Raw genomic sequence first — 12,467 nt, forward strand, 5'->3', positions numbered from 1 at the left:
GAGAACCACTTACTGTATGACGGTGACGATACCGAAGTGCTGAGGGGCGCTCTGGTTGGTGAAGCTCCAAGAACCTGCTTTGGAGAAGTTGAAGTCATAGTAGCCACCCTGACCTACGGAGCGGACCTGGTCGAACTCAGGATATATGGGGGCGCCGTTCTGGACGACGGAGGAGACGCGTAGGCTGAGACCGCTCCTATTAATGAAGCGTACCGAGGTGCCCGCCTTTACGAAGAATTCAGCAGGACGGAAGCCGGTGCTGTCGTAGTAGACGATCATGCTTGCGGTCTGCTCTGCTTTCTTGATGAGGTCGCTCGTGAGGGTGACTGAAGAGGAACGAGGTATGGATCTCTTTACGGAGTTGCCGGAAGCGCTGGTGCCACCAGAGGCTGCTTTGTCGATGTCTTCCTGGTAGATGCCCTGCTGGCTGCTGTCCTGAGTATCAGAGGCTACTTCGGTATCCGCGTCGGGGCGGGAGAAGTAGAGGATGCCTGCCAGGATAAGGGCTAGGACCAAGGTTATGGTAACGATGCGCTTGAGGAATACGGTTGGGTCGTCTTGCATATGGCTATACCCTATTCTTTTCCCTGAAACTTTCAAGTGCTAGGGCTAGGGCGATACCAAGAATGGAGATATCCCTAAAGAGGACATCCATCTGGCCTGTGTTGAATATGACGATGCCCGCGAGGAGAACTGACGCGGCTACGCTCGGATAAAAGAGGTTCTTGCCCCACAAGAGCCAACCACCGATGACAATCTCTACGACACCGAAGAGGTGGAGGAGCAGGAGATCGGAGACGATGCCGCGAGTGAAGTCGGGGAAGTAGCCGATCCAGCTGTAGGGATCAAAGAAGGCGGCAATCGGCGGATAAAGGAATGCGAAGGCGAGTGAGAGACGGAGGATGAGGGAGGTAGTCATGCTACCTATGGTAGCAAATACAGAAATATCTATCTCTCGATTCTCATCCGTAACCACTCGTTTTCCTCCGAGATCTTGCGGACGCCAAAGGCGCGGATGACACCGTTCTCTTCTGTCCCGGCGATCAAGACGGTATCACCGACCTTGAGAGCGGTAGTGGTAGCGCGCGGGTTATTGCTCGGGAGAAGCACGACGAGGGTGGTAGTGCCGCTACGGGTGTCTTCCACGGTGAGTTGACTTCCGTCGATGGCGAGGATGGTACAGCGGCAGAGTCCTCCGCCAGGCGGTGGCGGACGTCGAGCTCCTTCATAAAAGTGCCCGAGGCCGGGAGGCAGATGGCGGGAGCCTTCGAGCATACGGTCGTTGAAGTAGGTGCCGCGATCCACTGCAAATCCTGCGAGGAGCGTGCCCACGAAGAGGCCAGCGAGCAGATAGAGTACGGGGACCTTGTAGCCGAACTTGAAACGGCGGAGGAGGTATTCGAGGAGTACCACCAGAGCTACATCGAGGAGTAGGAGGAACCAGGGGAATACGCGAAGGAAGGTGAAAAGGCCTCTTGAGCCGAACCCGAGGAGTTCCTGGTGATGGTTGATGCGGAGACCGAAGAGGATGAAGTTGAATATGAATACAGAGAGGATGAGTACGGCCGTGGCTACTGAGGCAAGAGCTACGATCTTTAGTAGAAAGAAATACCGCGGGCGCATGGCTACCTCACCGGAGCGGATATCCTTGAGCAGTTGGTCTTTTAGATTGGAGGGGTGATGTTCGTTCATGTCTTTTTGGCGATTTCCTTCTTAAGCATCTCCTTGGCGCGTTTCAATCTGATGCCTACGGTGCCCGTCGGCACCTCTAGGATTTCAGCGATGTCCTTGTAGGCCATATCTTCGAAATAGTGGAGCACGAGGACTTCGCGGTATTTGGGGGAGAGCTTCTCTAATCCGCGATCTATCAGTCCTCTCATCTCTTCCTGCTCACGCTCCGACTCTGTAGGGTCTTCATAGGCAGGATGCGGTATGAAGGTATCGAAATCTACTAAGAGAGGAGAGCGTTCGTTCTTGCGAAGCGCGTTCACGAAGGCGTTGTGGGCTACTCGGTAGATCCAAGGGTTGAAGCGCTGCGTGCTGTCATAGCTCTGGATGTTCTGATACACACTCACGAAGACGTCCTGCACGATATCCTGGATATCTTCTTTGCGGGAGAGGAACCTCCTCCCGTAGCGGGTGAGCTTCTGCTCGAAGCGATCCACCAGGATACCGAACGCTTCCCGGTCTCCTTGTTGGACCATTTCGGCGATTTTCTCATCAGTGAAAGCTTCCACCTTCATATAGTACAGGTTCGGTAGCACAAAACCCCTCAAGGGGGCTTGTGTGCATACAGATGTTGTATTGCTTACTGTCTGGCGGGAGGAAGAGGGAGATCGTCCATGATCTCTTTAGCGGTAACAGTGTTGCCGGAAACAGTACCCTGAACTCCGATCGTATCTCCCACGACTACGTCGGAGAGGGAACCAGTGACCATGCGGTGGATGGTGGCGCTACCGGCATTCACCGTGTAGCTCTTTCCATCTGGGCCTGCGACCGTGATGGTCGAGCCGTTCACTGCGGTCACTTTGCCCATGACGCCGTGGCCCATGCCGGGTCCGCCGCGCATCCCAGGCTTTCCAGGACCGAAGCCTTTGCCGCTCATGATCGAGGTGGCAGCGACAGAGCTGCCGTTTACTGTGCCGAGCGCCATCACCTTATCCCCGACAGCGAGTCCGGCGAGCGTGGAGGCTGCGCCATCTTTAGTGACCGTCGCGTTCGCGGCATTGATGGTGTATGTGGTGTCACCGGTCTTTGTCTTTGCAGTGACCGTGAGGGTCGAGCCACTGATCGCGGTGATGGTGCCGCCGACGTGCGGCGCGCGTCCGAGCATGGCTGCTTTCGAATCGACGACTGCCGTAGGGGTCGCCGTCTGTGCTCCCGCGAGACTGGTATATCCTGCGATCGCTCCGCCGCCTAAGAAGAGGAGAGCGGCGAGAGGTATCGCGGTTGCTTTTGATATTGTGGGCATTAGATAAATTGGTTGGCTGGTAAAGCTTCTCTATTGCTGAAGCGAAGGCTTAAAACCCGCGCTCTAATGGTTACTACACGGAGGAGGGAAGATTATTTCATTCTGTCTATAACTTTGGAAAAACACGCTTTCTATTGTAAGTTAGTGGCACACCACGGAGGGGTGGCTGAGTGGTCGAAAGCGCCTCACTGCTAACGAGGTAGGGTCTTAAAGCCCTCGCGGGTTCGAATCCCGCCCCTTCCGCATTTGAAAATCCGCATGATCGCTGACGGAAAAGCTGTAGCTAAAATCCTAGAGCAAGAGCTCCAGGCTAAGTTGGCGGATCTTCCCCAGAGGAAGGTGTGTTTCATCCTATTTGGTAACGACGCGGAGAGCCGTCAGTTCATCACTATGAAATCGAACGTGGCAGAGCGTCTCGGTATAACCGTCGATGTCCTCCATTATTCGGAAAGTGTCTCCATGGACGAGGCGGTAGAGATAGTGCAGAAGGCGGCAGAGAAGGATTATTCCGGAATCGTAGTACAGCTGCCGCTGCCTGCGGGGCTTGATAGGGAGAGGATCTTAAACAGCGTTCCTCCAAGGCTTGATATCGATGTGCTGAGCGAGGAGGGTAAACGTGACTACGCAGCAGGGAATTCTTCCAAGGTTCCTCCAGTAGCGCGGGCGGTCCACGAGATTTTGAATTTTTATCATGTCGAACTAGCTGGGAAAGAGATCCTCATCCTAGGGAAAGGAAAACTGGTCGGCGAGCCAGTCTCGGCGATGCTCTCTCTCAAGAATATTCCTTTCAAGATGGCTGATGGGAACACTCCCGAAGAAGAGAAGGCTGCTTTGATAAAATCGGCAGACATCATCATCTCTGGCGTGGGCTCTCCGCATTTTCTAAAGCCCGATATGATCAAGGAGGGAGTTGTCCTCATTGATGCTGGTACGAGCGAACAGGCAGGCAAGCTGGTCGGGGATATCGATCCTGCCTGTAGCGAGAGGGCTGCCCTTATAACTCCTGTGCCTGGTGGGGTAGGTCCTGTGACGGTAGTCAGCTTGTTTCTCAATATCCGATAGAATCGAATTCGGACCTTCCTCGTTTCCTAATGCGCCACCGCGAGCGCCAGTACCTCTCTTGCTCCCGCTTTCTCTAGAACCTTCCTCGCCTCTTCCAGCGTCGCTCCTGTGGTGGTGACGTCGTCGATAAGGATGATTCGTGCTCCTTTTATCTTCACGCCTTCCTTTACTGCAAAACTGTTCCTCAAATTCGCCAGACGCTCACTCCTACTTTTTGTTCCGCTCTGGGGAGAGGTCTCTCGGCTTTTCGTGAGGAGGGCTGAGAGGGCGAATGGACCATCTGCTCCCTGGAGCTTGATGAGTTGCTCCGCGATGCGCTCCGTCTGACTGTAGCCGCGCTCCCTTAGGCGGGTGCGGCTCGTCGGTATCGGTACTAGGAGATAGCGCTCGCCCGGGAGTCTCTCTCCAAGAAGAGAGGGGAGCTCGTGCCAGAGGATCTCCGCACAGAGACCTGCGGCTCTCTGGCTGTTTTTGTATTTCAAAAGATTGATCAGCGTATGTACGAGCGGATGGCGGTAGGCGAGTGCGGCGTGCTGCCACGGAGGTAGTTGTTCGATGAGTTGTGCTCGACGGATTATCTCCGGAGCAGAGAGGGAGAGAGTGAGACGCTCCTCGGGCGAATGGGGGAAGATGGTGTCCAAGAGGTTCTCCCAGAGATTTGACATAAACGGAGCTAAATCAAGGTATGTTACAATTGTAGCCTACAACCCCTCTCTTTATTTATGGCCGGTATCCTTCAAAAGCTAGAGAAGTTCTTCCCCGCTGGGGTTTTTTCTAGTGCCACGGGCAGCGTCATCGGCATCGATATCGGCTCTTCCGCTATCAAAGTAGTGCAGCTCAAGAAGAAGGGCGGCAAGGTGGTGCTCGAGACCTACGGCTCCCTCTCCCTCGGTCCGTATGCCGGTACGGAAGCCGGTCGCGGTACTAATCTCCCAGCAGACAAGCTCGCTGTAGCCGTGGAAGATCTCCTGCGCGAAGCTAACGTGACTACGCGGGATGGCGCTATCGCTATGCCGCTCTCCTCGAGCCTCATCTCTCTCGTCTCCATGCCTGCGCTCGATGAGAGCAAGATGGCGGAGATGGTCCCGCTTGAGGCGCGCCGTTACATTCCGGTACCGATGACCGAAGTGACGCTCGACTGGTGGGTCATCCCTCAGGAAGAGTCCGTGCTTTTGAATACCTCGGAAGACAAGGGTGGGCACGTGGATGTGCTCCTTGTGGCCATCCTCAACGAAGCGCTACAGAAATATCAGAATGTCACCCATGCGCTGAAGCTGGAGAAAGCCTTCCTAGAAATCGAGCTTTTCAGCTCCGTGCGCGCTGCGCTCGACCAGGGGATACAGCCGGTTATGTTGATCGACTTTGGTGCTTCGAGCGCCAAGATCTATCTGGTAGAGCACGGCATCGTGCGTGATTCTCATAGCATCAACAAGGGCTCTCAGGACATCACCCTCTCCATCTCTCGGGGTATGAACGTTACTCCGGTGCGCGCAGAAGAGCTCAAGCGGGGAAGCGGCATCCCGGCGACTCCCGAAGAAGTCCTGCGAGTGAAGGAGGCTTCGGCGCTCGTGCTCGATGCAATATTCGCGGAGGCCCGCCGCATCATGCTCCTCTTCGAGAAGCGCTCTAATAAGACGGTAAGTAAGATCGTGGTTTCTGGCGGCGGCTCCGCACTTACGGGCTTCGGGGACATGCTCAAGGTGCGTTTTCCAGATACGGAAATTCTTTGGGCCGATCCTTTTGCAAAGACTGTGGCGCCAGCATTCCTCGAGAAGACTCTGAAGGAACTCGGTCCTGAATTTACGGTTGCGGTGGGTCTTGCACTCCGAAAACTCAATCAATTCGCATAACTGTGCATATCGGATGACGTGCGCTGTTGTATACTTACTACCAAATGGATGTAGTTTCTCAGACGTCGTTCATCCCCAAGAAGCCGATCATGCAAGCGCCGCAGGCGCAGGCTTCTCGCGGGACGAGTCTATTCCTTCTTGTTTCCGTATTCCTCTTTGTGGGTTCTTTGCTTTTGGCCGCCGGCGTCTATGTATGGAAAGGAACGCTTCAGCGCGGGATCGAGAGCCAGAAGGAGAGCCTCGCACGCAACCGCGACGCTTTCGAACCGGCTTCCATCATCAAGCTCCAGCGCCTCTCCCGCCGCTTGGAGATCTCTAAGACTATCCTCGCTAACCACCTGGCGCCCTCCCAGCTTTTTGCGGTACTAGAAGAGTCTACTCTCCAGAACGTGCGCTTCTCCTCTATGGATTTCGCGCTTGATCAGACCAAGGGAACCGCGGCCCTTACCATGAAGGGTCAGGCTCGGAGCTATGGAGCGGTCGCGCGGCAATCTGACGTCTTCGCCAAGGCGTCTGGTATAAAGAATCCGGTCTTCTCGGAGCTGAATCTGGATCAGAGAGGGAACGTGGTCTTCTCTTTCACCGCCGCGGTGGACCCTTCTTCTCTCCGCTACTCTTCGCTTCTTAATTCTCGGGTGACGGCGCCCGCGCAAACCGAAGTCTCCCCGACTTCTGAGAATAATTTATGACCCGCTTCTTATTCCCCAGCATCTTGCTCGCCATCACCGCCCTTCTCTTCTGGGCGTATATCGATCCACAGTACCAGATCGTGAAGGGGCTTCGTGCGGAATCCCAGAGCTATGAAGAGGCGCTCGCGAGCTTCCGGGAAATACAGAGCGTGCGCGATGAGCTCACCAGCCGCTACAACACCTTTAGTACCGATGACGTGACGCGTCTCGAGCGCCTCCTCCCGGATACGGTGGATAACGTACGCCTGGTGCTCGATATCAATAACATCGCCGGTCGTTACGGCTTGGTCATCAAGGACGTGCGTCTCTCAAGTCTCGCTAAGGATCCCAACAAGCTTGGTCCCGAGAATCAGGAATACGGCACGCTGGTGCTGCAGTTCTCGGTGACTGCGGGCTACTCCAATTTTGTCGCCTTCATGAAGGACCTGGAGGATAGTCTGCGGGTGGTGGATGTCTCAGGTATCTCCTTTAAGACTGCGGAGAGCCAGCTTGCGGACTATGACGTAGCTGTCCAGACCTATTGGCTCAAATAATATGGATTTTCTTAAACAATACGGCGGGTACATGGCGATAGGGCTCCTGGTAGCGTCCATAGTTTATGGCGGCTACTCCTATCTCGGGGGAGGATCCGAGCCTGCTGCGCCGCTTGTCTCGCGTACGGGAGGTACGGTAGCGCCGGCGGTGGGTGGTGACCTCCTCACTACGCTTCTTAGTCTGCACTCGCTCTCGCTTGATCCGACGGTCTTCGGTGATCCAGTGTTCCGCAATCTCAAGGACTTCGGCATCCCCATACCGGCAGAGGCCGTAGGCCGCAGTAATCCGTTCGCACCGCTCGGCGAGAACGCCCGCGCCGCCTCTACTCCCTCCACTCCGTAATTTCGGATAGTTCAAAAAATGAATCCCCTCAACTTTCTCGTAGAAAAAAAACTGGTGAGAGAGGAAGACCTCCCGTCCATCGAAGCCGAGATCAAGGCCTCCGGTGGTAATGTAGAGAAGGTTCTCCTTGCTCGCGGTGTCGATCGTGCGGATATCCTCGCGGCGCGCGGTGCCTACCTGAACATCCCTTCTCGAACAGTGGATGTGAACGCGGTGCCCTACGAGATACTCAAGTACATCCCGGAGGAATCCGCGGCTCACTACCGCTTCGTGCCTATCGGGCTTGAGGAGGGCGTACTTGAGGTGGGTATCGTGGACCCGGATAACATAGAAGCTCGTGATGCGCTCAATTTCATATCTTCCAAGATAAACCTGCCATTCAAGCTCTTCCTCATCTCGGAAGAGGATTACGACAAGGTCATCGGCTCTTATAAGGGACTCTCCGGTGAGGTGGGGCAGGCGCTCTCCGAGCTCGATACGGAGCTTGCCAAGAAGAAGGGAGACGACGACAGCGACAGCGACTTCGGCAAAGCCGAAGAACTCACTCCTACCAAGAAGGACGCGACAGGAGCCAAGATTATCGAAGATGCCCCGGTCACCAAGATCGTGGCGACCACGCTCCGCTATGCCATCGAGGGCAATGCCTCCGATATCCACATCGAGCCGACCGCTGACAAGCTGCGGGTGCGCTTCCGCGTGGATGGCGACCTTAATACCAGCCTGGTACTGCCGATCTCCGTGCATCGCTCGGTGATCGCGCGTATCAAGATTCTCTCCAACATGAAGCTCGACGAGAAGCGTAAGCCCCAGGATGGCCGCTTCTCCGCGCGTATCGAGGGCCGTGAAGTGGACTTCCGTGTCTCCACCTTCCCGACCTATTACGGAGAGAAGCTGGTGATGCGTATCTTGGACAAGGACAAGGGTATCCATGCGCTCGACCAGCTCGGCTTGCGTGAGCCTGATCTCGCCATGATCCGCAAGGCCATCAAGAAGCCTTACGGCATGATCCTCATCTCTGGTCCCACCGGCAGCGGCAAATCCACCACTCTCTACTCCATGCTCTCGGAGGTGGATCGCGCGCAGAAGAACGTGCTCTCGCTCGAGGACCCGGTGGAGTTCAACATCGAGGGTGTGAGCCAGTCGCAGATACGCCCGGAGATCGATTACACCTTTGCCACCGGATTGCGCACTACGCTCCGCCAGGACCCGGACATCATCATGGTAGGTGAGATCCGCGACAAGGAGACCGCGCAGCTCGCGGTGCAGGCGGCGCTCACCGGTCACTTGGTGCTCTCTACCATACATACCAACAACGCCATTGGCGTCATCCCGCGCCTCATCGACATGGGCGTCGATCCTTTCCTTATCGCGCCGACCCTCGTGCTCACCATCGCACAGCGCCTGGTCCGTACGCTCTGTCCTAATGGCGGCAAGGAGATGCCCATTGAGGGTTCCATCAAGGCGTTTATCGACGAGACGTTCGATGACCTCCCGGCAGAGGCTAAGAAACTGAAGCCTACGGGTAATCTCTATGGGGCAGCGCAGACGCCGGACTGTCCCAATGGTACCCGCGGGCGCATGGCGGTGTTCGAGATGTTCGAGATGGACAAGGAGCTCGAGGGGGTGATCCTCAAGGATCCGACAGATGTCTCCGTAGAGAAGGCAGTGCGCTCCAAAGGCATGCTCACTCTTCAGGAGGACGCCCTCATCAAGTGTGCGCAGCGCCTAGTACCTTTCGAAGAAGTGAACACCCTGGTCTGACGTACGCACCCGCCTTTGCTATACTTAGATATATATCGCGTTCTCGCTAATCTTTTTAAAATAAATTTATGAGCAAGAAAAAAATCCTCCTCATCGACGACGATAAGTTCCTCATCGACATGTATTCGCTGAAGTTCTCCCAGGCAGACTTCGAGGTGAGTGCCGCGCTCGGCGCGGAAGATGCGTTAAAGAAGCTCCGCGAAGGTTTTCAGCCTGATGCCATCCTCCTCGACGTGGTCATGCCGGGCATGAGTGGAATCGAGCTGCTGCGTACGATCCGCGAAGAGAAGCTCGATCGTGGAGCTACCGTGGTGGTCCTTTCGAATCAGGGCCAGCAGAATGATATAGACGAGGCTAAGGCGGTGGGTATCGACGGCTACATCGTGAAGGCGAGCACTATTCCCTCGGAAGTGCTCGAGCAGGTGCGGGAGATCATGGAGCATAAGAACCGATGAATTACGAACAGTCCCTCTTTGCGCTCATAGATACGGTCATCGGAGAAGGAGGTTCCGACCTCCATCTCTCTGAGGGCAGGCGTCCTACTATCCGTGTCGCGGGGGCGCTCACGCCGCTTCTTACCAAAGAGCCGCTTACCAAGGAGGATACTAGGGGATTTGTAGAAGTGCTGCTTGGCGCGGAAGCTGCCAAACGCTTCTTCGAGACCAAAGAGGTGGATTTCTCTTATTCATACAAGGACAAGGCGCGTTTCCGCGGCAACGCCTATTTCCAGCAGGGGGCAGTCGGCATCGCTCTCCGTCTCATCCCTCGTTCTGTCCGCACGCTCGCAGAACTCTCGCTTCCGCCCATCCTCGAGACCTTCGCCCGTCGTCCCCAAGGCTTCTTCCTGGTGGTGGGCCCGGTAGGGCAGGGCAAGACCACTACGCTCGCCGCACTCATCGACCTCATCAACACGGAGCGTGCGGAACACATCATCACCATCGAGGATCCGATCGAATACCTCTTCGAGCAGAAGAAATCCATCATTGATCAGCGAGAGGTGCGCATCGATACTGCAGATTTCCCCACGGCGCTCCGAGCAATGTTTCGCGAGGATGTGAATGTGGCCATGATCGGAGAGATGCGCGGGCAGGATACTATCGCTACGGCGGTCACTGCTGCGGAGACCGGCCACCTCATCTTCTCTACTCTTCATACCAACAATGCGGCACAGACCATCGACCGCATCATTGATACCTTCCCCGGGAATCAGCAGGATCAGATCCGGGTGCAGCTTGCGGCATCCCTCTCCGGCATCTTCTCCCAGCGTCTCATCCCGAGGGTCTCTGGAGGCCTCATCCCGGCTTACGAGCTTTTGGTGAATAATGCGGCGGTCGGGAACCTTATCCGCGAGCGCCGCACACATGAGATCAACACCGTCATCGAGACAGGGAGCGACCAGGGGATGATCGATCTCAATCGCTCCTTGGCCGACTTGGTGCGTCGGGGCGAGATCACTCAGGAGAGCGCCTACCGCTACTCGCTCAATCCTAAGAGCTTGGAGCGTCTCATTTAATTTCTTACTATGCTGTTTCTCTACAAAGCCATCGAGCAGAGCGGAGCCGCGACCGAGGGTTCCATCGACGCCCTCAATCAGGAGGTGGCGGTGGCTTCGCTCCAACGTCGCGGACTCGTGGTGACCTCGGTGGAGCCTGCGGACAAGCCTTCTTTCTTCGGGAAGGATATCTTCCTGTTCAATCCGATTTCGAATAAAGACATCGTGGTGCTCTCCCGTCAGGTGGCCACGCTCTTTACGGCGCAGGTTTCCGCGCTCCGCATCTTCCAGCTCCTCTCCGCAGAGACCCCCAACAAGGTCCTCGGTACGCACCTCATCGAAGTAGCCAACGACATCCAGGGAGGAAGTTCCATCTCCAAGGCGATGGACAAGCACCCAGGAGTCTTCTCCTCCTTCTATGTGAACATGGTGCGCGCGGGAGAGGAGAGCGGTAAGCTGGACGAGACTTTCCTCTATCTCGCCGATTATCTCGATCGCAACTACGAGATCACCGCCAAGGCTAAGAACGCGCTCATCTACCCGGCGTTCGTCATCTTCACGTTCGTGGTGGTGATGGCGCTCATGCTGACCTTCGTCATCCCGAAGATTAGCTCCATCCTCACCGATTCCGGACAGGACATCCCGCTCTATACAAGGCTCGTTATCGGTATGAGTAATGCGCTCACCGACTATGGCGTGTTCTTCCTGATCGCGCTCGTGGTCGCAGGGTTCTTCGCCTTTCGCTTCGGCAAGACCGAGAAGGGGATGCTCTCGATCGCGCGCATCAAGATATCTACGCCCTATGTCGGCGAGCTTTATCGCAAGCTCTACCTCTCGCGCATCTCGGACAACCTCTCGACTATGATCCAGAGCGGCATCCCTATCGTGCGCGCCATGGAGATCACTGCTTCCGTGGTGGACAATGCGGTTTATGAGAATATTTTGCTCTCGGCCGCAGAGAAGGTTCGCGGCGGCGCTCCTCTGTCTGAAGCCATCAACGGGAACCCGGAGATGCCGAACATCCTCATTCAGATGGTGCGGGTGGGAGAGGAGAGCGGCGAGATGTCGGAGATATTGAAGACGCTCGCCAAGTTCTACAATCGCGAGGTATCTACGGCGGTGGATACGCTCGTCGATCTCATCGAGCCGGCCATGATCGTACTTCTTGCTACCGGCGTCGGCTTTCTCTTGGCCTCCGTTCTCGTGCCAATCTACAATCTTACTCAGGCGTTTTAGCCTCGGCACTATCCACAGAGGAGCTTCCAAAGGGGAGGGGAGAGTATATAATTACCATCACGGCAGTTAATCAATCATATGTTCAAAACGAATAAAGGTTTTACGCTCATCGAATTACTGGTGGTCATTGCCATCATCGGCCTCCTCTCGTCGGTGGTCCTGGCGTCTCTTAATAGCGCGCGAAGCAAGGCGCGCGATGCTCGCCGCGTCGCTGATATTCAGCAGCTCCGGACCGCCTTGGAGTTGTACTATGACTCCAATCGAACCTATCCGGTCGTCTCTGCGGCAGCTGTAGGCAGCAACCTGGATGCGCTTAAGACGGGCGCCTTTATCCCTGCAATCCCCACTGATCCTACCGGTACCGTTTCTTATTGGTATGCAGGCAGCGCTACCACCTACTGTCTAGGAGTGACCCTTGAAAATACCGGTAATCTTCCGGCTTCCGGCAACGGCTCGCTTTGTACCGGCGTGACGGGTAATTACAAGGTTTCTCCGTAATCTGGTTTCTCAAGACAAAACCCCGGACTTTG

The 12,467-nt window shown here is 55.7% G+C and carries 16 protein-coding genes and 1 tRNA gene; 11 read left to right on the top strand and 6 right to left on the bottom strand.

The features are described from left to right. Nucleotides 1-9: 9 nt before the first annotated feature. The 5 genes from K8Q93_01660 to K8Q93_01680 form a co-directional block, all read right to left on the bottom strand. Nucleotides 10-564, bottom strand: a complete 555-nt coding sequence (locus K8Q93_01660; protein ID MCE9643933.1) for a hypothetical protein — start codon at nt 562-564, stop codon at nt 10-12. 4 nt (nt 565-568) lie between these two features. Next, entirely contained in the window at nt 569-919 is a 351-nt protein-coding gene (locus K8Q93_01665; GenBank protein ID MCE9643934.1) for a hypothetical protein, read from the bottom strand. A 29-nt stretch (nt 920-948) separates the two neighbouring features. Continuing rightward, nucleotides 949-1,692 (bottom strand): hypothetical protein, encoded by a 744-nt coding sequence (locus K8Q93_01670; GenBank protein ID MCE9643935.1) that lies wholly within the window; start codon nt 1,690-1,692, stop codon nt 949-951. Then, on the bottom strand, nt 1,689-2,243 hold the full coding sequence (locus K8Q93_01675; protein MCE9643936.1) for an RNA polymerase sigma factor: 555 nt from the start codon (nt 2,241-2,243) through the stop codon (nt 1,689-1,691). The genes K8Q93_01670 and K8Q93_01675 overlap by 4 nt, the downstream gene beginning before the upstream one ends. A gap of 65 nt (nt 2,244-2,308) precedes the next feature. After that, on the bottom strand, nt 2,309-2,971 hold the full coding sequence (locus K8Q93_01680; protein MCE9643937.1) for a DUF5666 domain-containing protein: 663 nt from the start codon (nt 2,969-2,971) through the stop codon (nt 2,309-2,311). Nucleotides 2,972-3,127: 156 nt separating this feature from the next. Here K8Q93_01680 and K8Q93_01685 point away from each other — a divergent pair. Beyond that, nucleotides 3,128-3,214, top strand: a tRNA-Ser gene (locus tag K8Q93_01685). Between the two features lie 15 nt (nt 3,215-3,229). Further along, nucleotides 3,230-4,033, top strand: coding sequence for a bifunctional 5,10-methylenetetrahydrofolate dehydrogenase/5,10-methenyltetrahydrofolate cyclohydrolase (locus K8Q93_01690; protein ID MCE9643938.1), 804 nt, complete (start codon nt 3,230-3,232; stop codon nt 4,031-4,033). 26 nt (nt 4,034-4,059) lie between these two features. Here K8Q93_01690 and K8Q93_01695 read toward each other — a convergent pair whose 3' ends face one another. Next, complete coding sequence (locus K8Q93_01695; protein ID MCE9643939.1) at nt 4,060-4,698, bottom strand: hypothetical protein; 639 nt, start codon at nt 4,696-4,698, stop codon at nt 4,060-4,062. Nucleotides 4,699-4,755: 57 nt separating this feature from the next. Here K8Q93_01695 and pilM point away from each other — a divergent pair, with 57 nt between their 5' ends. From pilM to K8Q93_01740, 9 genes are all read left to right on the top strand, one after another. Further along, nucleotides 4,756-5,883: a type IV pilus assembly protein PilM gene (pilM, locus tag K8Q93_01700; protein MCE9643940.1), complete on the top strand. Its 1,128-nt coding sequence runs from the start codon at nt 4,756-4,758 to the stop codon at nt 5,881-5,883. A gap of 44 nt (nt 5,884-5,927) precedes the next feature. After that, nucleotides 5,928-6,572 (top strand): hypothetical protein, encoded by a 645-nt coding sequence (locus K8Q93_01705; GenBank protein MCE9643941.1) that lies wholly within the window; start codon nt 5,928-5,930, stop codon nt 6,570-6,572. Then, nucleotides 6,569-7,105: a type 4a pilus biogenesis protein PilO gene (pilO, locus tag K8Q93_01710; GenBank protein ID MCE9643942.1), complete on the top strand. Its 537-nt coding sequence runs from the start codon at nt 6,569-6,571 to the stop codon at nt 7,103-7,105. The genes K8Q93_01705 and pilO overlap by 4 nt, the downstream gene beginning before the upstream one ends. A 1-nt stretch (nt 7,106) precedes the next feature. Further along, on the top strand, nt 7,107-7,448 hold the full coding sequence (locus K8Q93_01715; GenBank protein MCE9643943.1) for a hypothetical protein: 342 nt from the start codon (nt 7,107-7,109) through the stop codon (nt 7,446-7,448). Nucleotides 7,449-7,466: 18 nt separating this feature from the next. Next, nucleotides 7,467-9,209: a Flp pilus assembly complex ATPase component TadA gene (gene tadA, locus K8Q93_01720; protein ID MCE9643944.1), complete on the top strand. Its 1,743-nt coding sequence runs from the start codon at nt 7,467-7,469 to the stop codon at nt 9,207-9,209. A 68-nt stretch (nt 9,210-9,277) separates the two neighbouring features. Continuing rightward, nucleotides 9,278-9,664, top strand: a complete 387-nt coding sequence (locus tag K8Q93_01725) for a response regulator (protein MCE9643945.1) — start codon at nt 9,278-9,280, stop codon at nt 9,662-9,664. After that, nucleotides 9,661-10,722, top strand: a complete 1,062-nt coding sequence (locus K8Q93_01730; protein ID MCE9643946.1) for a PilT/PilU family type 4a pilus ATPase — start codon at nt 9,661-9,663, stop codon at nt 10,720-10,722. Before K8Q93_01725 ends, K8Q93_01730 begins: the two co-directional genes overlap by 4 nt. A gap of 9 nt (nt 10,723-10,731) precedes the next feature. Further along, nucleotides 10,732-11,937, top strand: coding sequence for a type II secretion system F family protein (locus K8Q93_01735; protein ID MCE9643947.1), 1,206 nt, complete (start codon nt 10,732-10,734; stop codon nt 11,935-11,937). A 78-nt stretch (nt 11,938-12,015) separates the two neighbouring features. Further along, on the top strand, nt 12,016-12,435 hold the full coding sequence (locus K8Q93_01740) for a prepilin-type N-terminal cleavage/methylation domain-containing protein (protein MCE9643948.1): 420 nt from the start codon (nt 12,016-12,018) through the stop codon (nt 12,433-12,435). Nucleotides 12,436-12,467 lie beyond the last annotated feature (32 nt).

The sequence above is a fragment of the Candidatus Parcubacteria bacterium genome, from assembly GCA_021414235.1.
Lineage (GTDB): Bacteria > Patescibacteriota > Minisyncoccia > Phycocordibacterales > JAKFXT01 > JAIOOV01.

Excerpts from the sequence above, each read along its gene's own strand:
- K8Q93_01665 (MCE9643934.1), bottom strand. The coding sequence starts at position 919 with ATGACTACCTCCCTCATCCTCCGTCTCTCACTCGCCTTCGCATTCCTT.
- K8Q93_01705 (MCE9643941.1), top strand. The coding sequence starts at position 5,928 with ATGGATGTAGTTTCTCAGACGTCGTTCATCCCCAAGAAGCCGATCATG.
- pilO (MCE9643942.1), top strand. The coding sequence starts at position 6,569 with ATGACCCGCTTCTTATTCCCCAGCATCTTGCTCGCCATCACCGCCCTT.
- pilM (MCE9643940.1), top strand. The coding sequence starts at position 4,756 with ATGGCCGGTATCCTTCAAAAGCTAGAGAAGTTCTTCCCCGCTGGGGTT.
- K8Q93_01675 (MCE9643936.1), bottom strand. The coding sequence starts at position 2,243 with ATGAAGGTGGAAGCTTTCACTGATGAGAAAATCGCCGAAATGGTCCAA.
- K8Q93_01725 (MCE9643945.1), top strand. The coding sequence starts at position 9,278 with ATGAGCAAGAAAAAAATCCTCCTCATCGACGACGATAAGTTCCTCATC.
- tadA (MCE9643944.1), top strand. The coding sequence starts at position 7,467 with ATGAATCCCCTCAACTTTCTCGTAGAAAAAAAACTGGTGAGAGAGGAA.
- K8Q93_01680 (MCE9643937.1), bottom strand. The coding sequence starts at position 2,971 with ATGCCCACAATATCAAAAGCAACCGCGATACCTCTCGCCGCTCTCCTC.
- K8Q93_01730 (MCE9643946.1), top strand. The coding sequence starts at position 9,661 with ATGAATTACGAACAGTCCCTCTTTGCGCTCATAGATACGGTCATCGGA.
- K8Q93_01715 (MCE9643943.1), top strand. The coding sequence starts at position 7,107 with ATGGATTTTCTTAAACAATACGGCGGGTACATGGCGATAGGGCTCCTG.
- K8Q93_01740 (MCE9643948.1), top strand. The coding sequence starts at position 12,016 with ATGTTCAAAACGAATAAAGGTTTTACGCTCATCGAATTACTGGTGGTC.
- K8Q93_01690 (MCE9643938.1), top strand. The coding sequence starts at position 3,230 with ATGATCGCTGACGGAAAAGCTGTAGCTAAAATCCTAGAGCAAGAGCTC.
- K8Q93_01735 (MCE9643947.1), top strand. The coding sequence starts at position 10,732 with ATGCTGTTTCTCTACAAAGCCATCGAGCAGAGCGGAGCCGCGACCGAG.
- K8Q93_01695 (MCE9643939.1), bottom strand. The coding sequence starts at position 4,698 with ATGTCAAATCTCTGGGAGAACCTCTTGGACACCATCTTCCCCCATTCG.
- K8Q93_01670 (MCE9643935.1), bottom strand. The coding sequence starts at position 1,692 with ATGAACGAACATCACCCCTCCAATCTAAAAGACCAACTGCTCAAGGAT.
- K8Q93_01660 (MCE9643933.1), bottom strand. The coding sequence starts at position 564 with ATGCAAGACGACCCAACCGTATTCCTCAAGCGCATCGTTACCATAACC.